This window comes from Roseateles amylovorans, from assembly GCF_025398155.2.
Taxonomy (GTDB): Bacteria; Pseudomonadota; Gammaproteobacteria; order Burkholderiales; family Burkholderiaceae_C; genus Roseateles; species Roseateles amylovorans.
Window position 1 is genome coordinate 5,471,002 of record NZ_CP104562.2, and the last position, 18,982, is coordinate 5,489,983.

18 protein-coding genes, 1 tRNA gene and 1 pseudogene are annotated in these 18,982 nt (G+C 65.2%); 12 read left to right on the top strand and 8 right to left on the bottom strand.

What is annotated here, in order from left to right; all coding sequences use genetic code 11:
- Window positions 1–151: 151 nt before the first annotated feature.
- The 3 genes from N4261_RS22685 to N4261_RS22695 all read left to right on the top strand — a co-directional run bounded on the left by N4261_RS22685 (window position 152) and on the right by N4261_RS22695 (window position 2,027).
- Window positions 152–763, top strand: a complete 612-nt coding sequence (locus N4261_RS22685; protein WP_261757516.1) for a hypothetical protein — start codon at window positions 152–154, stop codon at window positions 761–763.
- A gap of 356 nt (window positions 764–1,119) precedes the next feature.
- Entirely contained in the window at window positions 1,120–1,434 is a 315-nt protein-coding gene (gene grxD / locus N4261_RS22690; RefSeq protein ID WP_261757517.1) for a Grx4 family monothiol glutaredoxin, read from the top strand.
- A complete protein-coding gene (locus N4261_RS22695; RefSeq protein ID WP_261757518.1) occupies window positions 1,434–2,027 on the top strand; it encodes a UbiX family flavin prenyltransferase in 594 nt (197 codons plus the stop codon). Before grxD ends, N4261_RS22695 begins: the two co-directional genes overlap by 1 nt.
- Before the next feature lie 56 nt (window positions 2,028–2,083).
- Here N4261_RS22695 and N4261_RS22700 read toward each other — a convergent pair whose 3' ends face one another.
- From N4261_RS22700 to N4261_RS22710, 3 genes are all read right to left on the bottom strand, one after another.
- Complete coding sequence (locus tag N4261_RS22700; protein ID WP_435532091.1) at window positions 2,084–2,713, bottom strand: lytic transglycosylase domain-containing protein; 630 nt, start codon at window positions 2,711–2,713, stop codon at window positions 2,084–2,086.
- A 76-nt stretch (window positions 2,714–2,789) separates the two neighbouring features.
- Window positions 2,790–3,896 carry a DUF418 domain-containing protein gene (locus tag N4261_RS22705; protein ID WP_261757519.1) on the bottom strand — a complete coding sequence of 369 codons (1,107 nt, stop codon included), beginning with the start codon at window positions 3,894–3,896 and terminating at the stop codon, window positions 2,790–2,792.
- Window positions 3,893–5,635, bottom strand: coding sequence for a proline--tRNA ligase (locus tag N4261_RS22710; protein ID WP_261757520.1), 1,743 nt, complete (start codon window positions 5,633–5,635; stop codon window positions 3,893–3,895). Before N4261_RS22710 ends, N4261_RS22705 begins: the two co-directional genes overlap by 4 nt.
- Window positions 5,636–5,857: 222 nt before the next feature.
- Between N4261_RS22710 and N4261_RS22715 the strand changes: the two genes are divergently transcribed.
- Complete coding sequence (locus tag N4261_RS22715; RefSeq protein ID WP_261760822.1) at window positions 5,858–6,589, top strand: RNA pyrophosphohydrolase; 732 nt, start codon at window positions 5,858–5,860, stop codon at window positions 6,587–6,589.
- A 137-nt stretch (window positions 6,590–6,726) separates the two neighbouring features.
- Here the strand turns inward: N4261_RS22715 and proB are convergent, their stop codons facing one another.
- The 4 genes and pseudogenes from proB to rplU all read right to left on the bottom strand — a co-directional run bounded on the left by proB (window position 6,727) and on the right by rplU (window position 10,072).
- The gene (gene proB, locus N4261_RS22720; RefSeq protein WP_261757521.1) at window positions 6,727–7,860 is read right to left on the bottom strand and encodes a glutamate 5-kinase; all 1,134 of its coding nucleotides are present in this window, start codon (window positions 7,858–7,860) and stop codon (window positions 6,727–6,729) included.
- Window positions 7,861–8,185: 325 nt separating this feature from the next.
- Window positions 8,186–9,247 (bottom strand): annotated as a pseudogene (cgtA, locus tag N4261_RS22725) (Obg family GTPase CgtA); the annotation flags it as partial.
- A gap of 219 nt (window positions 9,248–9,466) precedes the next feature.
- Window positions 9,467–9,724: a 50S ribosomal protein L27 gene (rpmA, locus tag N4261_RS22730; protein ID WP_261757523.1), complete on the bottom strand. Its 258-nt coding sequence runs from the start codon at window positions 9,722–9,724 to the stop codon at window positions 9,467–9,469.
- A 36-nt stretch (window positions 9,725–9,760) separates the two neighbouring features.
- Window positions 9,761–10,072: a 50S ribosomal protein L21 gene (gene rplU / locus N4261_RS22735; protein WP_261757524.1), complete on the bottom strand. Its 312-nt coding sequence runs from the start codon at window positions 10,070–10,072 to the stop codon at window positions 9,761–9,763.
- 574 nt (window positions 10,073–10,646) lie between these two features.
- Here rplU and N4261_RS22740 point away from each other — a divergent pair.
- From N4261_RS22740 to N4261_RS22775, 8 genes are all read left to right on the top strand, one after another.
- The gene (locus N4261_RS22740; protein WP_261760823.1) at window positions 10,647–11,576 is read left to right on the top strand and encodes a polyprenyl synthetase family protein; all 930 of its coding nucleotides are present in this window, start codon (window positions 10,647–10,649) and stop codon (window positions 11,574–11,576) included.
- A gap of 31 nt (window positions 11,577–11,607) precedes the next feature.
- Window positions 11,608–11,684 (top strand) — tRNA-Pro (locus N4261_RS22745).
- Between the two features lie 549 nt (window positions 11,685–12,233).
- Window positions 12,234–14,009 carry a type IV-A pilus assembly ATPase PilB gene (gene pilB, locus N4261_RS22750; protein WP_261757525.1) on the top strand — a complete coding sequence of 592 codons (1,776 nt, stop codon included), beginning with the start codon at window positions 12,234–12,236 and terminating at the stop codon, window positions 14,007–14,009.
- Window positions 14,010–14,160: 151 nt separating this feature from the next.
- Complete coding sequence (locus N4261_RS22755) at window positions 14,161–15,396, top strand: type II secretion system F family protein (RefSeq protein ID WP_261757526.1); 1,236 nt, start codon at window positions 14,161–14,163, stop codon at window positions 15,394–15,396.
- 3 nt (window positions 15,397–15,399) lie between these two features.
- Window positions 15,400–16,341, top strand: a complete 942-nt coding sequence (locus N4261_RS22760; protein WP_435532092.1) for a prepilin peptidase — start codon at window positions 15,400–15,402, stop codon at window positions 16,339–16,341.
- A 174-nt stretch (window positions 16,342–16,515) separates the two neighbouring features.
- Complete coding sequence (gene coaE / locus N4261_RS22765) at window positions 16,516–17,115, top strand: dephospho-CoA kinase (protein ID WP_261757528.1); 600 nt, start codon at window positions 16,516–16,518, stop codon at window positions 17,113–17,115.
- A 99-nt stretch (window positions 17,116–17,214) separates the two neighbouring features.
- Window positions 17,215–17,970, top strand: coding sequence for a cell division protein ZapD (zapD, locus tag N4261_RS22770; RefSeq protein WP_261760824.1), 756 nt, complete (start codon window positions 17,215–17,217; stop codon window positions 17,968–17,970).
- Window positions 17,971–18,023: 53 nt separating this feature from the next.
- The gene (locus tag N4261_RS22775; protein ID WP_261757529.1) at window positions 18,024–18,248 is read left to right on the top strand and encodes a DNA gyrase inhibitor YacG; all 225 of its coding nucleotides are present in this window, start codon (window positions 18,024–18,026) and stop codon (window positions 18,246–18,248) included.
- Between the two features lie 98 nt (window positions 18,249–18,346).
- Here N4261_RS22775 and N4261_RS22780 read toward each other — a convergent pair whose 3' ends face one another.
- Complete coding sequence (locus N4261_RS22780; RefSeq protein WP_261757530.1) at window positions 18,347–18,967, bottom strand: HAD family hydrolase; 621 nt, start codon at window positions 18,965–18,967, stop codon at window positions 18,347–18,349.
- Window positions 18,968–18,982 lie beyond the last annotated feature (15 nt).

The window sequence follows — 18,982 nt, forward strand, 5'->3', positions numbered from 1 at the left end:
GGGTGATTTACACCCGTTCCATATCGCTTCGGTAAAACCGCAACAGCAGCCGCACACCCGTCGACTTCGGGCTACCCAAGCCCCAGGGTCCCGCGTAGCATGATTCGATCGGGCCGATGATTCGCATCAGCCCTCGACTGGGAGACCTGCAATGCGCGCCGCACATCTGCCCCTGCGCCTGGCCGTGGTCCTGGCCGGTATCACCTTGGCCGGATCGGCGTGGGCCGAGCAGGGGCTGCAGCTCAAATCGAAAGCGTTCAGCAGCTGGCAAGCCCGGCTGCAGCTCAGCCAGAGCCTGGACGATGTCAACGCCAGCTACGACGCCCGCCGCGGCAGCCGCGTGCTCAGCGCCAATCTGCTGGGCGACTATTACCTGACCGGTTCCGGCCTCGGCCGCGACACCCGCGGTGGCCTGCGCGCCACCGGCGGGTTGATGCTCGGTCCGATGTCGCTGGTGCAGAGCAGCTCCGGCCTGGCGCTGGGTCGCGGGTCGACGCTGACCTCCTACTTTTCTGTCGGCCAGCGCGGCCTGAGCCTGCTGGCCGCGCCGGAGCGCGAGAACAGCCTGCCGATGTCGTCCTATGTCGGCGTCGGCTACACCAGCTATTCGCTGCGGGGCGGCTGGGGTTTCAGCGCCGACCTGGGCGTGCTGGCCAACAACACCCCCGCCCTGCGCCTGGGCAACAGCCTGCCGCAGGACGACACCAGCCGCGACATGCGCTTCAAGCCGGTGCTGCAATTCGGCGTCAGCTACAGCTTCTGAACGGCGTCCTGCCTGCCTGCTCGGCGTCGGCCTGCCGGCTGAGCTGGGCTGGGCTGGGCTGGCCTGGACTGGGCTTGGATGGCATCGCATCCATGCGGCTGACCGCCAACGTGAGCGCCTACGCACACGCGTGAGAGACGCCATCGGCCACGCACGCGAATCTTTCGGGCCGCACCCACCACTGACCTCGCGCCCCAGCGAGTGACTTCATCCGGTGGGCCGGTTTTCTGAGGGAATCTGCCTGCCTGCGCACGGCCTTGGCGACTGTCTGATAATCGCGGCATGTCCGGCGCACCGCGGCAGTCGCCTGCCGTTCGCGCCCCTGACGCATTCAACACAAGACAAGGATCACCGCCATGAGCGACGTTCAGCAACGCATCGACGACCTGGTCAAGAACAACCGCGTGATGCTCTTCATGAAGGGCACCGCCCAGTTTCCGATGTGCGGCTTTTCCGGCCGCGCCATCCAGATCCTGAAGGCCAGCGGCGCGTCCGATGTGAAAACCTTCAATGTGCTGGAAGACGAAGGCGTGCGCCAGGGCATCAAGGATTACGCCAACTGGCCCACCATCCCGCAGCTTTATGTCGACGGCGAATTCGTCGGCGGCTCCGACATCATGATGGAGATGTATGAGAGCGGCGAGCTGCAACAGCTGCTGACCAAGTCCTGATGACCAGCGGGGCGCGTCCTCGCCTGGTGGTCGGCATCACCGGCGCAACCGGTGCGGCCTACGGCGTGCAGTTGATTCGGCGCGCCCGCATGCTCGGCGCCGAGACCCACCTGATCCTCAGCCCGGCCGGCGTGCTCAATGCCCACCATGAGCTAGGCATGGGGCGCGACGCGCTGGAGCGGGAGGCGGATCGCTCCTACGCTCCCGGCGATGTCGGTGCCTGCGTGGCCAGCGGCAGTTTCCGCACCGCCGCCATGGTGGTCGCCCCCTGCTCCATGCGCACCCTGGCCGCGATCGCGAACGGACTGTCGGACAACTTGATGACCCGGGCCGCCGATGTGACGCTCAAGGAGCGTCGGCGCTTGATCCTGATGGTGCGCGAGACGCCGTTCAACCTGGCCCACCTGCGCAACATGACGTCGGTGACCGAGATGGGCGGCATCATCTTCCCGCCGCTGCCGGCGCTCTATCTGAAGCCGCAATCGATCGATGAGATGGTCGCGGAGACCGTCGAGCGGGTGCTGGAGATGGCGCAGTTGCCGGGCGCGGAGCCCCAGTCCTGGCAAGGCTTGCGGCCCTCGTCCACGTCCTGAACGCGGGAGCGCCGGCGTGACAGCGGGCGGCCGTTGAGCGGTCGCCCCTCCATCGTTCAGGTCTCGCCGGGCATCAACCAGCGTTTGCGTGCCCCCATGACCGCATTGGGATACTCCGGTCGACCCCGGCTGCCGTTGTAGCGACCGAGGGCGAGGTAGAGGTTGCCCTTCTCGATGTCCAGGTAGTGCCGCATGATCACGCAGCCGAAGCGCAGATTGGTCTGCATGTGGAACAGCCGTGAGGCTTGTCCGTCCCCAATCAGCCGCGCCCAGAACGGCATCACCTGCATGTAGCCACGCGCGCCCGCGCTGCTGATCACGTATTTGCGGAAGCCGCTTTCCACCTGGATCAGGCCCATCACCAAGGCAGGCTCCAGACCGGATCGCGCGCTTTCATACCAAACGGCTTCCAGGAACTCGATGCGGGTCTGGGTTTCGCTCTTCTGGCGCTTCAGCCGCTCGCTCATTTCGCCCAGCCAGCGCAGATAGGCCAGCCGCGCTTCAATGCCACTGAACGTCGGCTTGGGCGGAGCGCCGTAGGCAATCGCGGCGGAGAGCGCGGACCGCACCGAATCTGCCAGCGGCTCTTCCACCTGCGCACCGGCCCAGGCGCGGCGAGGCGCCAGGCCACAGCCGGCCGCCAGGCCCGCCAGCATCAGCCTGCGACGACCAAGGCCGGTGGGCATCGCCGCCGCAGGGGCGTTCTCAGATGAAGAAGGGACCACATCAGCGGCCCAGGTGCGAAACAGGCGATTCATCGGCTCAACGAGACAGCCAGGTTTCCAGCGGCAGACGCCGCGATCCCAGCGAAGGCGCCAGTATCAGGCCGCCGCCCCAATAGGCGAGGGCCAGCACAAAGGTCAGCACGGTGCCGGCTGGCCAGGCCAGCCCGGCGCCGCTGAAGAGCAGCAAGCTCAGCACAGAGCTGGTCAGATAAAGCGTCAGGGTGTGTCGGCCCAACGGCGCCAGGACGCGCAGCCACTGGGGATGCCGTGCCATCGCCAAGACCACGGCGGGCACCGCGGCGCTCAGCAGCAGCATCGTCGGATACAGGTAGTAGATGGCGAACCGGCTGGTGGTGAAGACATCGCCGTCACGAAGGCCCGGCCAGAGCAGACTGGCCCACACGATGTTCAAGGCCACGGCCGGCCACAGCCAGCGGCGGGACCACCGCTGCAACCGCGGGCGCCAGCGCGGATGCGAAAACAGCCGCAGCCGCCCCGCCATCAGTCCGAGCGTCATCAACAGCATCGGCAGGGGCAGGCCCAGCAGCAGGAAGAAGAGCGTCGCGACCAGGTAGTGCGAGGCGTTGTGCGCGGTCCACTCGAGCCAGGACACCGGCTGGGTCATCGGCACCGAAGGTTCCCCGGGCGCCATCGACATCTGCGACAGGACCACGGTGATGCCGATGATCACCATGTTCAGCGCGACCAGCACCCAGGCGCGACGCCGCAACTGGGCCATCGAGCGTCCCGCCCAGTTCAGCATCAGCAAGCCGCACACCGCATAAGTCGTGAGGATGTCGCCCATGTAGATCAGGCAACCGTGCAGCAGACCCAGCGCCAGCATCTTCTTCATCCGGTGCCGCCGACGATCCTGCGAGGCCTCGGTGCGCGAGGACTGCGACAGCGCCTGGCTGTAGCCGAACAGAAACGCCAGCAGGCTGATGCCCTTGCCGGCCACCAATGCATACAACAGCCAGGACACGGCCTGCGCCGATGCCGAGCCGGTGGGTGTGGGCGGGGCCAGCGGCCCCATGTCGGGCAGCGCCGGGTAGCCCACCCAGTTCACCGCGATCACCGGCAGCAGGGCCAGCGCGCGCAGCGCGTCCACCACCGCGACGCGATGCGGTGGACGATGGTCGGTCACTTCAGGCGTTGCTTCAGGTGTGCCACCACGTCGGCCAAGGCCAGCTTGGTTGCTTCGGTGTCGCGACGACCCTGGTATTCGACCTGGCCTTCCTTGAGGCCACGGTCGGAGATCACCACGCGATGCGGCACGCCGACCAGCTCCCAGTCGGCGAACATCGCGCCCGGCCGCTCGCCGCGGTCATCCAGCAGGACGTCGATGCCCAGGGCCTGCAGGTCCTGATGCAGTTGGGTGGCGGCATCTTTCACCGCCTCGCTGCGGTCCATGCCGATCGGGCAGACCACCACGGTGAACGGCGCAATCGAATCGGGCCAGATGATGCCGCGCTCATCATGGTTCTGCTCGATCGCCGCGCCCAGGATGCGGGTCACGCCGATGCCGTAGCAACCCATCTCCATGAGTTGCGGCTTGCCGGTTTCGTCCAGGTAGGTGGCGTTCATCGCGGCGGAATACTTGGTGCCCAGATAGAACACATGGCCCACCTCGATGCCGCGCTGGATCGCCAGCACGCCCTTGCCGTCCGGCGAGGGATCGCCGGCGACCACATTGCGGATGTCGGCCACCAGGTCGGGCTCGGGCAGATCGCGGCCCCAGTTCACGCCGGTGAAATGGAAGTCCGGCTCGTTGGCGCCGCAGACGAAGTCGGCCATGTTCGCCACCGTGCGATCGGCCACGATCTTCAGCGGGGCCTTCAGTCCGATGGGGCCCAGGTAGCCAGGCTTGCAGCCGAAGTGGGCCTCGATCTCGCCGACGGTGGCGAAGCGGAAGCCGCCCTTCAATCCGTCGAGCTTGCCGGCCTTCACTTCATTGAGGTCATGGTCGCCCCGCACCAGCAGCAGCCAGACCTGGCTCTTCACCACCTCGCCTTGCTCGTTCAGTTCGTCGGTGGCCAGCACCAGCGACTTGACGGTCTGGGTCAGGTCCAGCTTGAGCAGCTCGGCCACGTCGGCGCAGGTCGACTTGCCGGGCGTCGGGGTCTTGGTCAGCGGCTGGGTCGCAGCGCCGCGCGACGGCAGCAGCGCCAGCGCTTCCGCCAGTTCGATGTTGGCGGCGTAGTCGCTGGTGGGGCAGTAGATGATCGCGTCTTCACCGGTGTCGGCGATGACCTGGAACTCATGCGAGCGGTCGCCGCCGATGGCGCCGGTGTCGGCCGCCACCGCGCGGTACTGCAGACCGAGCCGGTCGAAGATCTTGCAGTAGGCGCCGTACATGTTCTCGTAGCTGCGGCCGGCGCTGGCGACATCGCGATCGAAGGAATAGGCATCCTTCATCGTGAACTCGCGGCCGCGCATCACGCCGAAGCGCGGACGGCGCTCATCCCGGAACTTCGTCTGGATGTGATAGAAATTCTTGGGCAGCTGCTTATAGCTGCGCAGTTCCTGGCGAGCGATGTCGGTGACGACTTCCTCGGAAGTGGGCTGGATGATGAAGTCGCGACCGTGGCGATCCTTCACCCGCAGCAGCTCCGGCCCCATCTTCTCGAAGCGACCGGTCTCCTGCCAAAGCTCGGCGGGCTGCACCACGGGCATGAGCAGTTCCACCGCACCGGCGCGGTCCATCTCGCTGCGAATGATGTGCTCGACCTTTCGGATCACCCGCAGGCCCATCGGCATGTAGTTGTAGAGACCGGCGCCCAGGCGCTTGATCATGCCGGCCCGCATCATCAGCTTGTGGCTGACGATTTCCGCATCGGCGGGCGCTTCCTTGAGCGTGGAGATGAAGAACTGGGAGGCTTTCATGGGCGCAAAAATAAGAGTGCGCAGCCAGCGAGGCGGCCACGGCACGAGCAGGGAATCGGGCAGGCCATGCGTTGGATGACGGGATCGGGCCCCGCCCGCCGCACGTGGCGGCACCCTGGCGCACGGGGCGGCGACACCGATGGCGACCGAGGGTTAGCGATGATCGCGCCGGCTTGCAAGCCCGGTGCAATAATCAATCCAACGAATGATTTGAGGTTGATTATGCTCGACCGTGAAGGCTTCCGGCCCAACGTCGGCATCATCCTGCTCAACCACAAGAACGAGGTGTTCTGGGGCAAGCGCATACGCACCCATTCTTGGCAGTTCCCCCAAGGGGGCATCAAGCATGGCGAAACGCCCGAGCAGGCGATGTTCAGAGAGCTGCATGAGGAGGTGGGCCTCGTTGCAGACCATGTGCGCATCATTGCGCGCACGCGAGACTGGCTGCGCTACGAGGTGCCTGATCACTTCATCCGGCGCGACGCCCGTGGCCATTACCGCGGCCAAAAGCAGATCTGGTTCCTGCTGCAACTGACCGGTCGCGACAGCGACATGAACCTGCGCGCCACCGATCACCCCGAGTTCGACGCCTGGCGCTGGAATGAATACTGGGTGCCGCTGGAAGCCGTGATCGAGTTCAAGCGCGGCGTCTATCAGATGGCGCTGACGGAACTCGCGCGATTCCTGCCTCGGCTCAACCATCACAACCGCTACCTGCGTGCCGGCATGCGACCGCCGCCACGAGGCGATCGACAGGATCGCCACGACCACGACCATCGCAGCGACCACCGTCATGACCTGCGGCAGGAGACTCGCCAAGGCGACCCGCATGAGCATCCGCCGGCCGCGCTCCCCGAACCGGTGACGGCGACCGGTGCCGTCGGCGGTTCTCCAGCGGGTCCTGAGGTGACGGCCGACCCGGATTTGAGCCTGGGACTTGGCAAGGCGGTGTGAGCGACCTGGGAGCAGCTATCCAGGGATCAGGAATCAGAGGTCAGACGTCAGAGGTCAGAAATCAGAAGCGACGCAGTCGCTGCCTGGTGCTTGGTGCCGCATGCCTGATGCGTGGTGCCCGATCTTCAGCCTGACGCTCAGCGCAGCACCAGGTTGTCGCGGTGAATCAGTTCCGGCTCGGCGGCGTAGCCGATCATCCGTTCGATGTCGAACGACGGTTTGCGAGCGATGAGCCGCGCCTCGGCGCTGGAGTAGTTGGTCAGGCCGCGCGCCAGCTCCTGGCCGGCGGCGTCCAGCACCGCGATGACGTCGCCGCGGTGGAACTCTCCGGCGACGTCCTGCACGCCGATCGGCAACAGGCTCTTGCCTTCCTCGCGCAGCTTGATGGCCGCGCCGGCATCCACACGCACCGAGCCGCGCAGTTGCAGATGGTCGACCATCCATTGCTTGCGCGCCGCCAACTTGGCGGTCGACGCCAGCAGCGCGGTGCCGATGGCCTCGCCGTGAGCCAATCGCAGCAGCACGTCCGGCTCGCGACCCCAGGCGATCACGGTGGAGGCCCCGCTGCTGGCGGCCCGCTTGGCGGCCAGGATCTTGGTGATCATCCCTCCGCGCCCCAGGCTGGAACCGGCACCGCCGGCCATCTCTTCCAGCTCGGGCTTGCCGGCGATCGCCTGATCGATGAAGCGCGCTTGCGGATCCTTGCGCGGGTCGGCGGAATACAGACCCTTCTGATCGGTGAGGATCACCAGCGCGTCGGCCTCCACCAGGTTGGCGACCAGAGCCCCCAGGGTGTCGTTGTCGCCGAACTTGATCTCGTCGTTGACGACGGTGTCGTTTTCGTTGATCACGGGCACAACCCGGTGCTGCAGCAGCGCCAGCAGCGTGGAACGCGCATTCAGGTAGCGCTCGCGGTCGGCCAGGTCGGCATGGGTGAGCAATACCTGCGCACTGGTCAGGCCTTGCTCGCGCAGCTTGGTCTCGTACATCTGGGCCAATCCCATCTGTCCGACGGCGGCTGCGGCTTGCAGCTCATGCAGCTCCTTCGGGCGTGAGACCCAGCCCAGCCGCTTCATGCCCTCGGCGATGGCCCCGCTGGAGACCATCACCACTTCGCGCCCCTCGCGGGCCAGTTCGGCCAACTGGCGACACCAGTTGCCGATGGCTTGGGCGTCCACCCCGCGTCCCTCGTCGGTCACCAGACTGGAGCCGACCTTGACGACGATGCGCCGCGCGTCTTTCAAGACACCTTTCAGTTCGCCGATGCTCATAGGGTCAGTGGACTCTGTTTAAGGCGGAAGGTCAGAAGTCAGGGCGCAACGCGATGTCGTCGCAAGGCTCGGGCGCAGCGGCCGCTCAGGGCAGCGGATCGAAGCGCGGGTCGCGCTCGGGCGGCTTCTCGGCCTTGTCGGCCTTGCCTGCCTTCTTGGCCGCCGGTTTTTTCGCGGCCGGCTTCTTCGCGACCGCCGCCGGGCGGACCTCGTCCGCCTCCGCTGGCGGCTCGGCCGATGCCACAGCCGCCTCTTCCTTGGCGGCCTTGATCAGCTTGGCCTTGGCGGCCCGGGTGGCACGGGTTTCCTGGAAGGCCTTCGGCGGCTCGATGACCGGCTCGTCGAAGCGCACATCCGGATCTTCGACCGGCGGGGCCTGAATCGCGGCCACATGCTCATAGATGGCGCGAATCAGCGGCTCGCACCCCTCGCGAGTCAGGGCCGAGATCTCAAAGACCGGACCCTTCCACTTGTAGCGCTTGACGAAGTCCTTGACGCGGGCTTCGCGCTCTTCTGCCGGCACCATGTCGAGCTTGTTCAGCACCAGCCAGCGGGGCTTGGCATGCAGGGCCTCGTCGTACTTCTTGAGTTCCTTGACGATCGCCTTGGCTTCCGCGACCGGATCGACCTCCGGATTGAACGGGGCCAGGTCCACCACATGCAGCAGCACCCGGGTGCGCTGCAGATGGCGGAGGAATTGGTGGCCCAGGCCGGCGCCTTCGGCAGCGCCTTCAATCAGACCGGGGATGTCGGCGATCACGAAGCTCTTTTCCGGCGCGACGCGCACGACGCCCAGATTCGGATACAGCGTGGTGAAGGGATAGTCGGCGATCTTGGGACGCGCATTCGACACTGCGGCGATCAGCGTGGACTTGCCGGCATTGGGCTGGCCCAGCAGGCCGACATCGGCCAGCACGCGCAGCTCCAGCTTCACCTTCTTGACCTCGCCGGGCCAGCCGGGCGTCTTCTGACGCGGGGCGCGGTTGGTGCTGGTCTTGAAATGGAGGTTGCCGAAGCCGCCGTCGCCGCCTTTGGCGAGCATCACCGGCACGTCCGGCTCGAGCAGCTCGGCGATGACCTCGTCCGTCTCCAGGTCGCGGACGATGGTGCCCACCGGCACCCGCAGGGTGATGTCCTCTGCCGCGGCGCCGAACTGGTCGGAGCCCCGACCCGCTTCGCCGTTGCGCGCTTCGTGGCGACGGGCATAGCGGTAATCGATCAGGGTATTCAGGTTGCGGTCCGCGACCGCAAACACGCTGCCGCCACGGCCGCCGTCACCGCCGTCCGGCCCGCCGAACGGGATGAACTTTTCCCGCCGGAAACTGGCACAGCCCGCACCGCCGTTGCCGGCGGCGATATCGATGGTGGCTTCGTCAACGAACTTCATGGATGGCCTTCAGTCCCGGAGCGGGGCAATCGTAATTCATGCCCCGGCGCTCCCGCGCAGATGCATGCTTTGAATCGGTGCGAGCCAGGGCTCGCGAAACACGGAGGCCCATGGACTTCAGGCCCCGAAAAAACAAAGCCCCGGACAAAGCCGGGGCTATGGTGCCGCGCAAACGGCCAGCCAGAGGCCGGCGGTTTGCGCGTCAGAACGTCAACAGACTCAGACCGGCGTGATGACGACGGTCGAGCGGCTGTTTTCGCCCTTGATGGTGAAGGACACCTGGCCGTCGATCAGCGCGAACAGCGTGTGGTCCTTGCCCATGCCCACGTTGGTACCGGCGTGGAACTTCGTGCCACGCTGACGAACGATGATCGAGCCTGCCGACACGGTCTGGCCACCGAAGGCCTTCACGCCCAGCATCTTGGGCTTCGAGTCGCGGCCGTTGCGGGTTGAGCCGCCGCCTTTTTTCTGTGCCATGGATTACTCCTGAATGGTTGCTGGAGAGAGAGCCGCTCAGCCGTTGACCGCGCTGATTTCCAGCTCGGTGTAGGTCTGGCGATGGCCCTGGCTCTTCTTGTAATGCTTGCGACGACGCAGCTTGAAGATGCGCACCTTGTCGTGCTTGCCCTGTGCCACCACAGTGGCCTTGACGCTAGCGCCCGCAACCAAGGGAGTGCCAACCTTCAGTTCAGCGCCGTTTCCGACTGCCAGAACCTGGTCGATCACGATCTCTTGGCCAACTTCCGCAGCAATCTGTTCTACCTTGATCTTTTCGCCAGCAGCAACTTTGTATTGCTTGCCACCGGTTTTTATGACCGCGTACATATCAGCCCTTTCAATAACACCCGGGTGATCCCGTCCACCTCGTCCGCACGGCCTTCCTGGCATCGACGTTCAGAACGCGAGCCGGACGCCTTCATCCCTGAAGCCGTCATTGAAGACACCCTGGAACCTTGAGAACCTCCAGCGTTCTGAACCTCCAGAAAGCGCCGTTCCGTCTCTCGGACTCCGGTCGGACCAGGCAAAAACTGTCACCCAAGTCAGTACACCGCAAAAGATGCGGAGCCCGCGATACTAGCACAGGGCTTTGCCCGCAAGCAAGGCAAGCCCGTATCCATCGGCATCTCAGGCGGTTGAGACCGGCCGCAGGCCGCCAGATCCCGTGAACTCCGCACGGCGCAAGTCGCACCATGCGACGACATTCACCCGCCTCGCCGCCCGACCCATCGATCCCAGGCAAGGGAGGCGTGCGGACAACGCATTGTGCGAGGGAAGCGAAGCCTGCAGCGGCACCGCGGTTGCCCTTCCTATAATCCGCGCTTCCCCTCATAGAGAGCCAAGAGTGCAGCCTATTGCCTCTACCCCTGTTGCCGAGGTCCTGGCGGCGTTGAATGCGCAGATGGAAGAAGTCGATGCCGTCATTGCGCGCCGCCTCTCGTCCGATGTTGCATTGATCAACCAGATCTCCGCCTACATCATTCATGCGGGCGGCAAGCGCATGCGGCCCAAGCTGGTGCTGATGTTTGCCAATGCGTTGGGTGCAGACAGCCCGGCCAGCCGCGAGCTGGCGGCGGTGGTCGAATTCATCCACACCGCCACCCTGCTCCATGACGACGTGGTGGACGAGTCCGCGCTGCGCCGCGGCAAGCAGACGGCCAATGCCTTGTTTGGCAATGCCGCCAGCGTGCTGGTTGGCGACTTCCTCTATTCCCGCGCCTTCCAGATGATGGTGTCGGTGAACCGGATGCGGGTGCTGGAAGTCCTGGCGGACGCCACCAACGTCATCGCCGAGGGCGAGGTTCTGCAGTTGATGAACATGCATGACCCCGACATCGCCGTCGACAACTACCTGCGCGTCATCCGCTACAAGACGGCCAAGCTCTTTGAAGCCAGCGCACGCCTCGGCGCGGTGCTGGCCGATGCGCCGGCCGCCCTGGAAGACGCCTGCGCCGGCTATGGCCGCGCACTGGGCACGGCATTCCAACTGATCGATGACGCGCTCGATTACGAAGGCACCAGTGAATCGCTCGGCAAAAACGTGGGTGATGACCTGCGCGAAGGCAAGCCCACGCTGCCACTGCTGATCGCGATGGAGCGCGGCACGTCGGAAGAGCGGGCGCTGATCCGTCACGCCATCGAGCACGGCGAGGTGGAGCGTCTCAAGGATATCGTCCAGATCGTGCAACGCACCGGCGCGTTGGAAGCCACTCGGGAGGCAGCTCGCGCCGAGGTCGAACAGGCAAAGTTGTGCCTGAACCAACTGCCTCTTTCCAAGTGGCGAGAAAGCCTGCTAGAATTTGCGGCTCAGTCGGTTGAGAGACATTCCTGAACAGGAGCTCTCAAGCGGTTGGCAAAAAAATCGGGGTGTAGCTTAGCCTGGTAGAGCGCTACGTTCGGGACGTAGAGGCCGGAGGTTCGAATCCTCTCACCCCGACCAGACAAATTAAAAAGCCCAAGTGCACTCAGCACTTGGGCTTTTTTTCGTCTGATCGCGTCTCACACAATCCCCCCATCGCTTACCCGCACTCCACTCGCCCGCACTCCACTCGCCCGCACTCCACTCGCCCGCACAACACTCGGCGCAGGACACACAGCACACGGCCTTGCGATCGATGCGTTGATCGCACCGCACACAGGCCCGACATTTTTGTGTCGGCATGTGTCAGGGATTACGCGAGCAGAGCGACCATTTCCTTCGCGCGACACTGGCTGCACTGCGGACTCGATCGCCTCGGGGATGACTGCGAAAACGGGACCGAAGGTCCGCCAGGCGTGATCTGGCCGGCATTCCCGGGCACTTCATCACCTTCCGCCCCTGATTGAAACGCCATTTCCAATGACAAAGGACGACACTGTTCGAAGCGTCTGACTTCGGTGAAACACCGGGGCAACGGTCACGTTCGGCCAGAGTGGCCGGGGGTACAGTGCGAGTCGATTCCGTCGGCTGCACCCGCCTTCGGCTTGCGTTGGCCGCATCCGGCAACGGATGTGCCGCCCGGCAGCGCGCCGCCGCCACGTACTAACAAAGCACTCCTCATCCGTGGACACCACACTGGCCGAACCACCTCAGTCCGCCCTTTCGGGCGTCGCCCGCGTGCTCGTGCACGCCGGCAAGCTTCAGCCCAAGGCGGCCGAGGACCTGGTCCGTCAGGCGCGGGAGAAAAAGACCAGCTTCGTCAATGCGCTGATCGCCGCCGGCACCGTGTCCTCCGCCGATCTGGCGCACACGCTGTCCAAGGCACTGGCCATGCCGCTGCTCGACCTGAATGCGGTCGACGCGCACAAGCTGCCCCAGAACATCATCGACAACAAGCTGGCCGCCCAGTACCACGTGGTGGTGCTGGCGCGTCGCGGCAACCGGTTGTTCGTCGGCGGCGCCGATCCGACCGAGCAGGAAGTCGTCGAGCGCATCAAGTTCGCCACCCAGCTCACGCCGGAATGGGTGATCGTCGAGCATGACAAGCTCGGCAAGCTGCTCAGCGCCACCGGCGCTTCGGCGGCTGAAGCGCTGGAAGCGATCGCCGGCGAGGACTTCGACTTCGACATCGCCGAGGAAGAATCGGCCCCCCAGGAAGAATCGCAGGAAATCGGCGACGTCGAAGACGCCCCGGTGGTGCGCTTCCTGCAGAAGATGCTGGTGGACGCCATCAACATGCGGGCGTCCGACCTCCACTTCGAGCCCTACGAATACCACTACCGCGTCCGCTTCCGGGTGGACGGCGAACTGCGGGAAATCACCCAGCCGCCGATCGCGATCAAGGACAAGCTGTCCTCGCGGATCAAGGTCATCTCCCGGATGGACATCGCCGAGCGCCGCGTCCCGCAAGACGGCCGGATGAAGCTCAAGTTCGGCAGCAAGGCGATCGACTTCCGGGTCTCGACCCTGCCGACCCTGTTCGGCGAGAAGATCGTGATCCGGATTCTCGACCCGTCCTCCGCCAAGCTCGGCATCGAGGCGCTGGGCTACGAGAAGATGGAAAAGGAACGCCTGCTGGCCTGCATCGTGCGGCCGTACGGCATGGTGCTGGTCACCGGCCCGACCGGTTCCGGCAAGACGGTGTCGCTCTACACCTGCCTGAACATCCTGAACCAGCCCGGCACCAACATCTCGACGGTGGAAGACCCGGCGGAAATCAACCTGCCCGGCATCAACCAGGTCAACGTCAACGACAAGGCCGGCCTGACCTTCTCGGCCGCGCTCAAGGCCTTCCTGCGTCAGGATCCCGACATCATCATGGTCGGTGAGATCCGGGACCTGGAAACCGCCGACATCGCCATCAAGGCCGCGCAGACCGGCCACATGGTGATGTCCACGCTGCACACCAATGACGCGCCAACCACCCTGACCCGTCTGCTCAACATGGGCGTGGCGCCGTTCAACATCGCTTCCAGCGTGCTGCTGATCACCGCTCAGCGGCTGGCGCGACGCCTGTGTGAGAACTGCAAGGCCCCCGCGGAGTACCCACGCGAGGCCCTGCTGCGCGCCGGCTATCTCGAAACCGACCTCGACGGTTCGTGGAAGCCCTACCGCGCCGTGGGTTGCGCGAATTGCAACAATGGTTATCGGGGCCGGGTCGGCCTTTACCAAGTGATGCCGATTAGTGAAGCAATTCAGCGCATCATCCTGTCCGAGGGAACCGCCCTGGACATCGCCGACCAGGCACGCAAAGACGGCGTGCGGGATCTGCGACAGTCCGGACTGGTCAAGGTTCGAGCAGGTGTGACCACCCTGGAAGAAGTGCTGGCAGCGACCAATGAGTAAGCTGGCAGTGTTGCTCCGGAACGAATAAGTCGTCCGGCGTACTGCCTTCGGGCGGGCGCGGGACGACAATCCACGCCAATCCGGGCTGGCTGCCCGGCGGCGAACGAACAATTGGGAGCGCCAATCGCCTGGCGCGATGGCTGGAGGTGATATGGCGACGACCACCGCAGGTGCCCGCAACAGCAAGCAGGGCATCAAGGAATTCATCTACGAGTGGGAAGGCAAGGACCGCAACGGCAAGATGGTCCGGGGCGAGATGCGCGCCGGAGGTGAAGCCGTGGTCAGCGCCTCGCTGCGTCGCCAGGGCATCCTGGTCAGCAAGGTCAAGAAGCGCCGCACCGGCGGCGGGAAGTCCATCAAGCAGAAGGACATCTCCGTCTTCACCCGCCAGCTCGCCACCATGATGCGCGCCGGCGTGCCGCTGCTGCAGGCGTTCGACATCGTCGCCCGCGGCAGCACCAACCCGCGCATGACCAAGCTGCTCAACGACATCCGTCAGGATGTCGAGACCGGTACCAGCCTGTCGGTGGCCTTCCGCAAGCATCCGATGCACTTCGATGCGCTGTACTGCAACCTCGTCGAAGCCGGCGAGTCGGGCGGTATCCTGGAAGCCTTGCTGGATCGTCTGGCGATCTACCAGGAAAAGACAGTCGCCCTGAAGGGCAAGATCAAGAGCGCGCTGACCTACCCGATCGCGGTGATGGTGGCCGCCTTCGTCGTGACCGCGATCATCATGATCTTCGTGGTCCCGACCTTCCGCGACGTGTTCAAGTCGTTCGGCGCCGACCTGCCGGCACCAACGCTGTTCGTGATCTGGCTGTCGGAAATCTTCGTCAACTACTGGTACATCATCTTCGCGGCCGTGGGTGGCGGGGTGTACTTCTTCTTCGAGAGCTGGAAGCGCTCGGAGCGGATGCAGAAGTTCATGGACCGGCTGCTGCTGAAAGTGCCGATCTTCGGCCCGCTGATCTACAAGTCCGCGGTCGCCCGCTGGACCCGCACCTTGTCGACGATGTTCGCCGCCGGTGTGCCGCTGGTCGAAGCGCTGGACTCGGTGGGCGGTGCCTCGGGCAATGCCGTCTTCCAAGAGGCCACCGAGAAGATCCAGCGTGATGTCTCCACCGGCGCCTCGCTGACCACCTCGATGCAGACCACCGGGATCTTCCCGGTCATGGTGCTGCAGATGTCGTCCATCGGTGAAGAATCCGGCTCGCTGGACCACATGCTGGGCAAGGCCGCCGACTTCTATGAAGAAGAGGTCGACGAGGCCGTCAAGGCGCTGTCCAGCCTGATGGAGCCTTTGATCATCGTGTTCCTGGGTACCTTGATCGGCGGCATCGTGGTCGCCATGTACCTGCCCATCTTCAAGCTCGGCGCGGTGGTTTGATTGCTGGATCGGGAGTTCTTTTCCCTGCTGCTGTCCCCGTGGTATCTCGGTCTGATCGGACTGTGCATCGGCAGCTTTCTGAACGTGGTCATCTACCGCCTGCCGGTGATGATGCAACGACAGTGGCTGTCCGATTGCGCCGAGGAGCTCTCCGACCCTGAGGTGGTGAGCGCCAACGCCGGCCTGGCAAAGCCGCAGGCCGACGTCCTGAGCGAGGCCGTGCGCCCGCTGCAGGCCGCCATGGAAGCACAGGCACCGCTGGGTCTGATCAAGCCGCGCTCGCGCTGCCCGCATTGCGGTCATGCGCTGCGCTGGCATGAGAACCTGCCGCTGATCGGCTGGCTGCGCCTGCGGGGACGTTGCGCCTCCTGCAAGGCGCCGATTTCGCCGCGCTATCCGATCATCGAAGCGGTGACCGGCGCCCTCTTCGCGCTGATCGCCTGGCACTTCGGCCCCGAATTCCACACGCTGCTGTACTGCGGTTTCGCCGCTGCGCTGGTGGCGTTGGCGGGCATCGATTGGGACACCACCCTGCTGCCCGACAGCATCACCCAGCCCCTGCTCTGGGCTGGCTTGACCGCCGCCTGGGCCGGTTTCATTCCGGTGACCTTCAACGACGCCATGATCGGCGCGCTGGTGGGCTACCTGTCGCTGTGGTCGGTGTACTGGGTCTTCAAGCTGGTTACCGGCAAGGAAGGCATGGGCTACGGCGACTTCAAGCTGTTGGCTGGCTTGGGGGCCTGGATGGGCTGGCAAATGGTGTTGCCGATCGCGCTCGGCGCCTCGCTGATCGGCGCGGTGGTGGGCATCATCATGAAGCTGCGCAGCAGCCTGCGGGAGGGCCGCTATGTGCCCTTCGGCCCCTTCCTCGCGGGTGCGGCCCTGGTGCTGCTGGTGATCGGCAAGTCACAGGTGATGGGCTGGCTGGGCTGGTCCGGCACCTGACACAATGATTGGCTGATTGGCTGATTGGCTGATCGATTGATCGGCTGTTCGACCGATCGGCTGTTCGGCCGGCCGATGAGCCCGATGAGTCATCGGCCGCTCGCCCGATCGTCTCCAGTCGTTCAGGACACCTCCCACCACCCCAAGCACCCCGCACACGACGGAGTCACAACGATGCGAATCGGCCTCACCGGTGGCATTGGCAGCGGCAAGAGCACCGTGGCGCAAGCCCTGGTGGCGCTGGGCGGGGCGCATCTGGTGGACACCGACGCGATTTCGCGCGCACTCACCCAACCCGGCGGCGCGGCGATGCCAGCCATCGCCGAGCGATTCGGCGCCAGTTTCGTCACCCCGGACGGTGCGCTCGACCGCGCCGCGATGCGCGAACTGGCCTTCCACCAACCCGACGCCAAACGCGCGCTCGAGGCCATCCTCCATCCGATGATCGGCGCCGAGACCGAGCGCCAGGCCCTGCTGGCGCAGGCCGACCAACTGGTGGTGTTCGATGTGCCGCTGCTGGTGGAATCGGGACGATGGCGCCAGAAGCTGCAACGCGTGCTGGTGGTCGACTGCGAGGAAACCACCCAGATCGCCCGGGTGATCCAGCGCTCCGCACTGAGCGAAGCGGCGGTGCGGGCCATCATCGCGCAGCAGGCCACCCGAGCCCAGCGTCGCGCGGCCGCGGATGCGGTGATCTACAACGAAGGCATCGACCTGGCTTCCCTCCAGGCCGAGGTGGCCTCGCTGCTACAGGGTCCGCTCTTTCGCCGATGACCCTGTCCTGAGGGACTCATTCTTGCCCCCTTGCCCGGTCCGGGTCACCGGTTCCACGCGTGTGGAACAATGGCCCCTTGCCGCAAAGGGATGGTCGATTTGATCCTCTACGAATACCCGTTCAACGAGAGCATTCGCACGATGCTCAGGCTGGAGCATCTGTTCGATCGGTTGGGTCAGCTGATGGCGCGCGACACCGCGATGGACCATCACTACGCGCTGTCCACCATCTTCGAAGTGATGGATGTCGCCTCGCGTGCCGACCTGAAATCCGACCTGCTCAAGGAGCTGGAGCGCCACCGTGCCCAGCTCAACAGTTACCGGGGCAACCCGGCAATCGCCGAGTCGATCCTGGACGAGTTCATCGGCCGCATTGACCAAGCCTTCACCAAGCTCAACCAGCTGCCGGGCAAGGCTGGCCAGACGCTCACCGGCAACGAATGGCTGATGAGCATCCGCAGCCGCATCTCCATCCCGGGCGGCACCTGCGAATTCGACCTGCCGGCCTACTACGCCTGGCAGCAGTTGCTGCCGGTGCGGCGCCGCAACGACCTGATGCAGTGGTCCCAGACCTTGATGCCGCTGGCTGAAGCGCTGAACGTGCTGCTCAACCTCATCCGCGACAGCGGCTCACCGCACAAGGTCGCCGCCCACGCAGGCCAGTACCAGCAAAGCCTGCCGCAAGGCCGCAGCTTCCAGTTGCTGCGCATGCGCATCGATCCGAGCCTGGGACTGGTGCCTGAAATCAGCGGTCACCGGCTGATGGTGTCGATCCGGCTGATGCGCCAGGATGAGGATGGCCGCTTGAAACCTGCGCCGGTGGACGCCACCTTCGAACTCACCTTGTGCTCCTGAGCGCGTCCCGCGCCACCGCAGCCTGTTGATCCCCGACATCGCCCGACCTCGTCATGACTGACCCGCGCCCGACCCCTTCATCGACTGCGCCGGCCGCCGCGCCGCGCATTGTTCCCTGCCCCACCTGCGGCGGCGACAGCATCTTCGCGCCCAGCAACAAGTGGCGCCCGTTCTGCGGCGAACGCTGCCGACAGATCGACCTGGGCCACTGGGCCGACGAATCGTTCCGGGTCGCCGCGCCGCCGTCCACGGCGGATGAGAACGACGCCGAGAAATGATTCCCACGCGGGGCCGCGCCTCACGCGCGCCCCGCGGGCGCTCTGACGGCACGCCCTGCCGATGATCCACCGCCGGCGGACCCGCCGGCAGCCGCGAATCAGGCCGCCAGCAGTCCTCGCCGTACCAGTTCCTCGCGCGCGGTCTCCGGCGTGGTGAACAACCACGCCTGCCAACCCAGCGCCTGAGCCGCTTCGATGTTGGCTGGATGGTCATCCAGGAACAGCAGTTCCGACGCGTCCACGCCGAAGGCCGAGCGGGCCAGATCGAAGATCTCCTGTGCCGGCTTCGACTGCTTCACGCGTCCGGAGAACACGCCGGACTCGAACCACTCGTCCAGCGGGTGACTGGACTCCAGATACTCGGCATAAGGGACCGGCATGTTGGACAGGAAGTGCAGCGTGTGCCCGGCCTGCTTGAGCTCGGCGATCAGCGCCGCCGTGCCTTCGATCAACTGCAGTTCTTGCGGCACCGCGTTCATCACCGCGACGATCTCGTCGCGCGGCCAACCGGTGCGCTCGGCAATGCGGGTGGCGGTGGTGTCGGCATCGGCCAGTCCCTGGTCGAATGCGCCCCAATCGCCGGTGTAGGCCTGGAAAAAGTCCTTGGCGATGGCCGCACCTGCGTCCTCGTCGGGCGCACGATGCGGCCAGACGCGGGCCAGGAAACTGGGCGGATGCCAACGGAACAGCACGCCGCCAAAGTCGAACACGATCTTCATTCGTAGCCTACCTAC

Coding starts and splice junctions, on each gene's coding strand:
- rplU (WP_261757524.1), bottom strand. CDS start 10,072: ATGTACGCGGTCATAAAAACCGGTGGCAAGCAATACAAAGTTGCTGCT.
- coaE (WP_261757528.1), top strand. CDS start 16,516: ATGCGAATCGGCCTCACCGGTGGCATTGGCAGCGGCAAGAGCACCGTG.
- N4261_RS22710 (WP_261757520.1), bottom strand. CDS start 5,635: ATGAAAGCCTCCCAGTTCTTCATCTCCACGCTCAAGGAAGCGCCCGCC.
- pilB (WP_261757525.1), top strand. CDS start 12,234: ATGTGCCGCCCGGCAGCGCGCCGCCGCCACGTACTAACAAAGCACTCC.
- N4261_RS22715 (WP_261760822.1), top strand. CDS start 5,858: ATGCTCGACCGTGAAGGCTTCCGGCCCAACGTCGGCATCATCCTGCTC.
- N4261_RS22775 (WP_261757529.1), top strand. CDS start 18,024: ATGACTGACCCGCGCCCGACCCCTTCATCGACTGCGCCGGCCGCCGCG.
- N4261_RS22740 (WP_261760823.1), top strand. CDS start 10,647: ATGGAAGAAGTCGATGCCGTCATTGCGCGCCGCCTCTCGTCCGATGTT.
- N4261_RS22700 (WP_435532091.1), bottom strand. CDS start 2,713: ATGCCCACCGGCCTTGGTCGTCGCAGGCTGATGCTGGCGGGCCTGGCG.
- N4261_RS22755 (WP_261757526.1), top strand. CDS start 14,161: ATGGCGACGACCACCGCAGGTGCCCGCAACAGCAAGCAGGGCATCAAG.
- N4261_RS22780 (WP_261757530.1), bottom strand. CDS start 18,967: ATGAAGATCGTGTTCGACTTTGGCGGCGTGCTGTTCCGTTGGCATCCG.
- rpmA (WP_261757523.1), bottom strand. CDS start 9,724: ATGGCACAGAAAAAAGGCGGCGGCTCAACCCGCAACGGCCGCGACTCG.
- N4261_RS22695 (WP_261757518.1), top strand. CDS start 1,434: ATGACCAGCGGGGCGCGTCCTCGCCTGGTGGTCGGCATCACCGGCGCA.
- N4261_RS22685 (WP_261757516.1), top strand. CDS start 152: ATGCGCGCCGCACATCTGCCCCTGCGCCTGGCCGTGGTCCTGGCCGGT.
- grxD (WP_261757517.1), top strand. CDS start 1,120: ATGAGCGACGTTCAGCAACGCATCGACGACCTGGTCAAGAACAACCGC.
- proB (WP_261757521.1), bottom strand. CDS start 7,860: ATGAGCATCGGCGAACTGAAAGGTGTCTTGAAAGACGCGCGGCGCATC.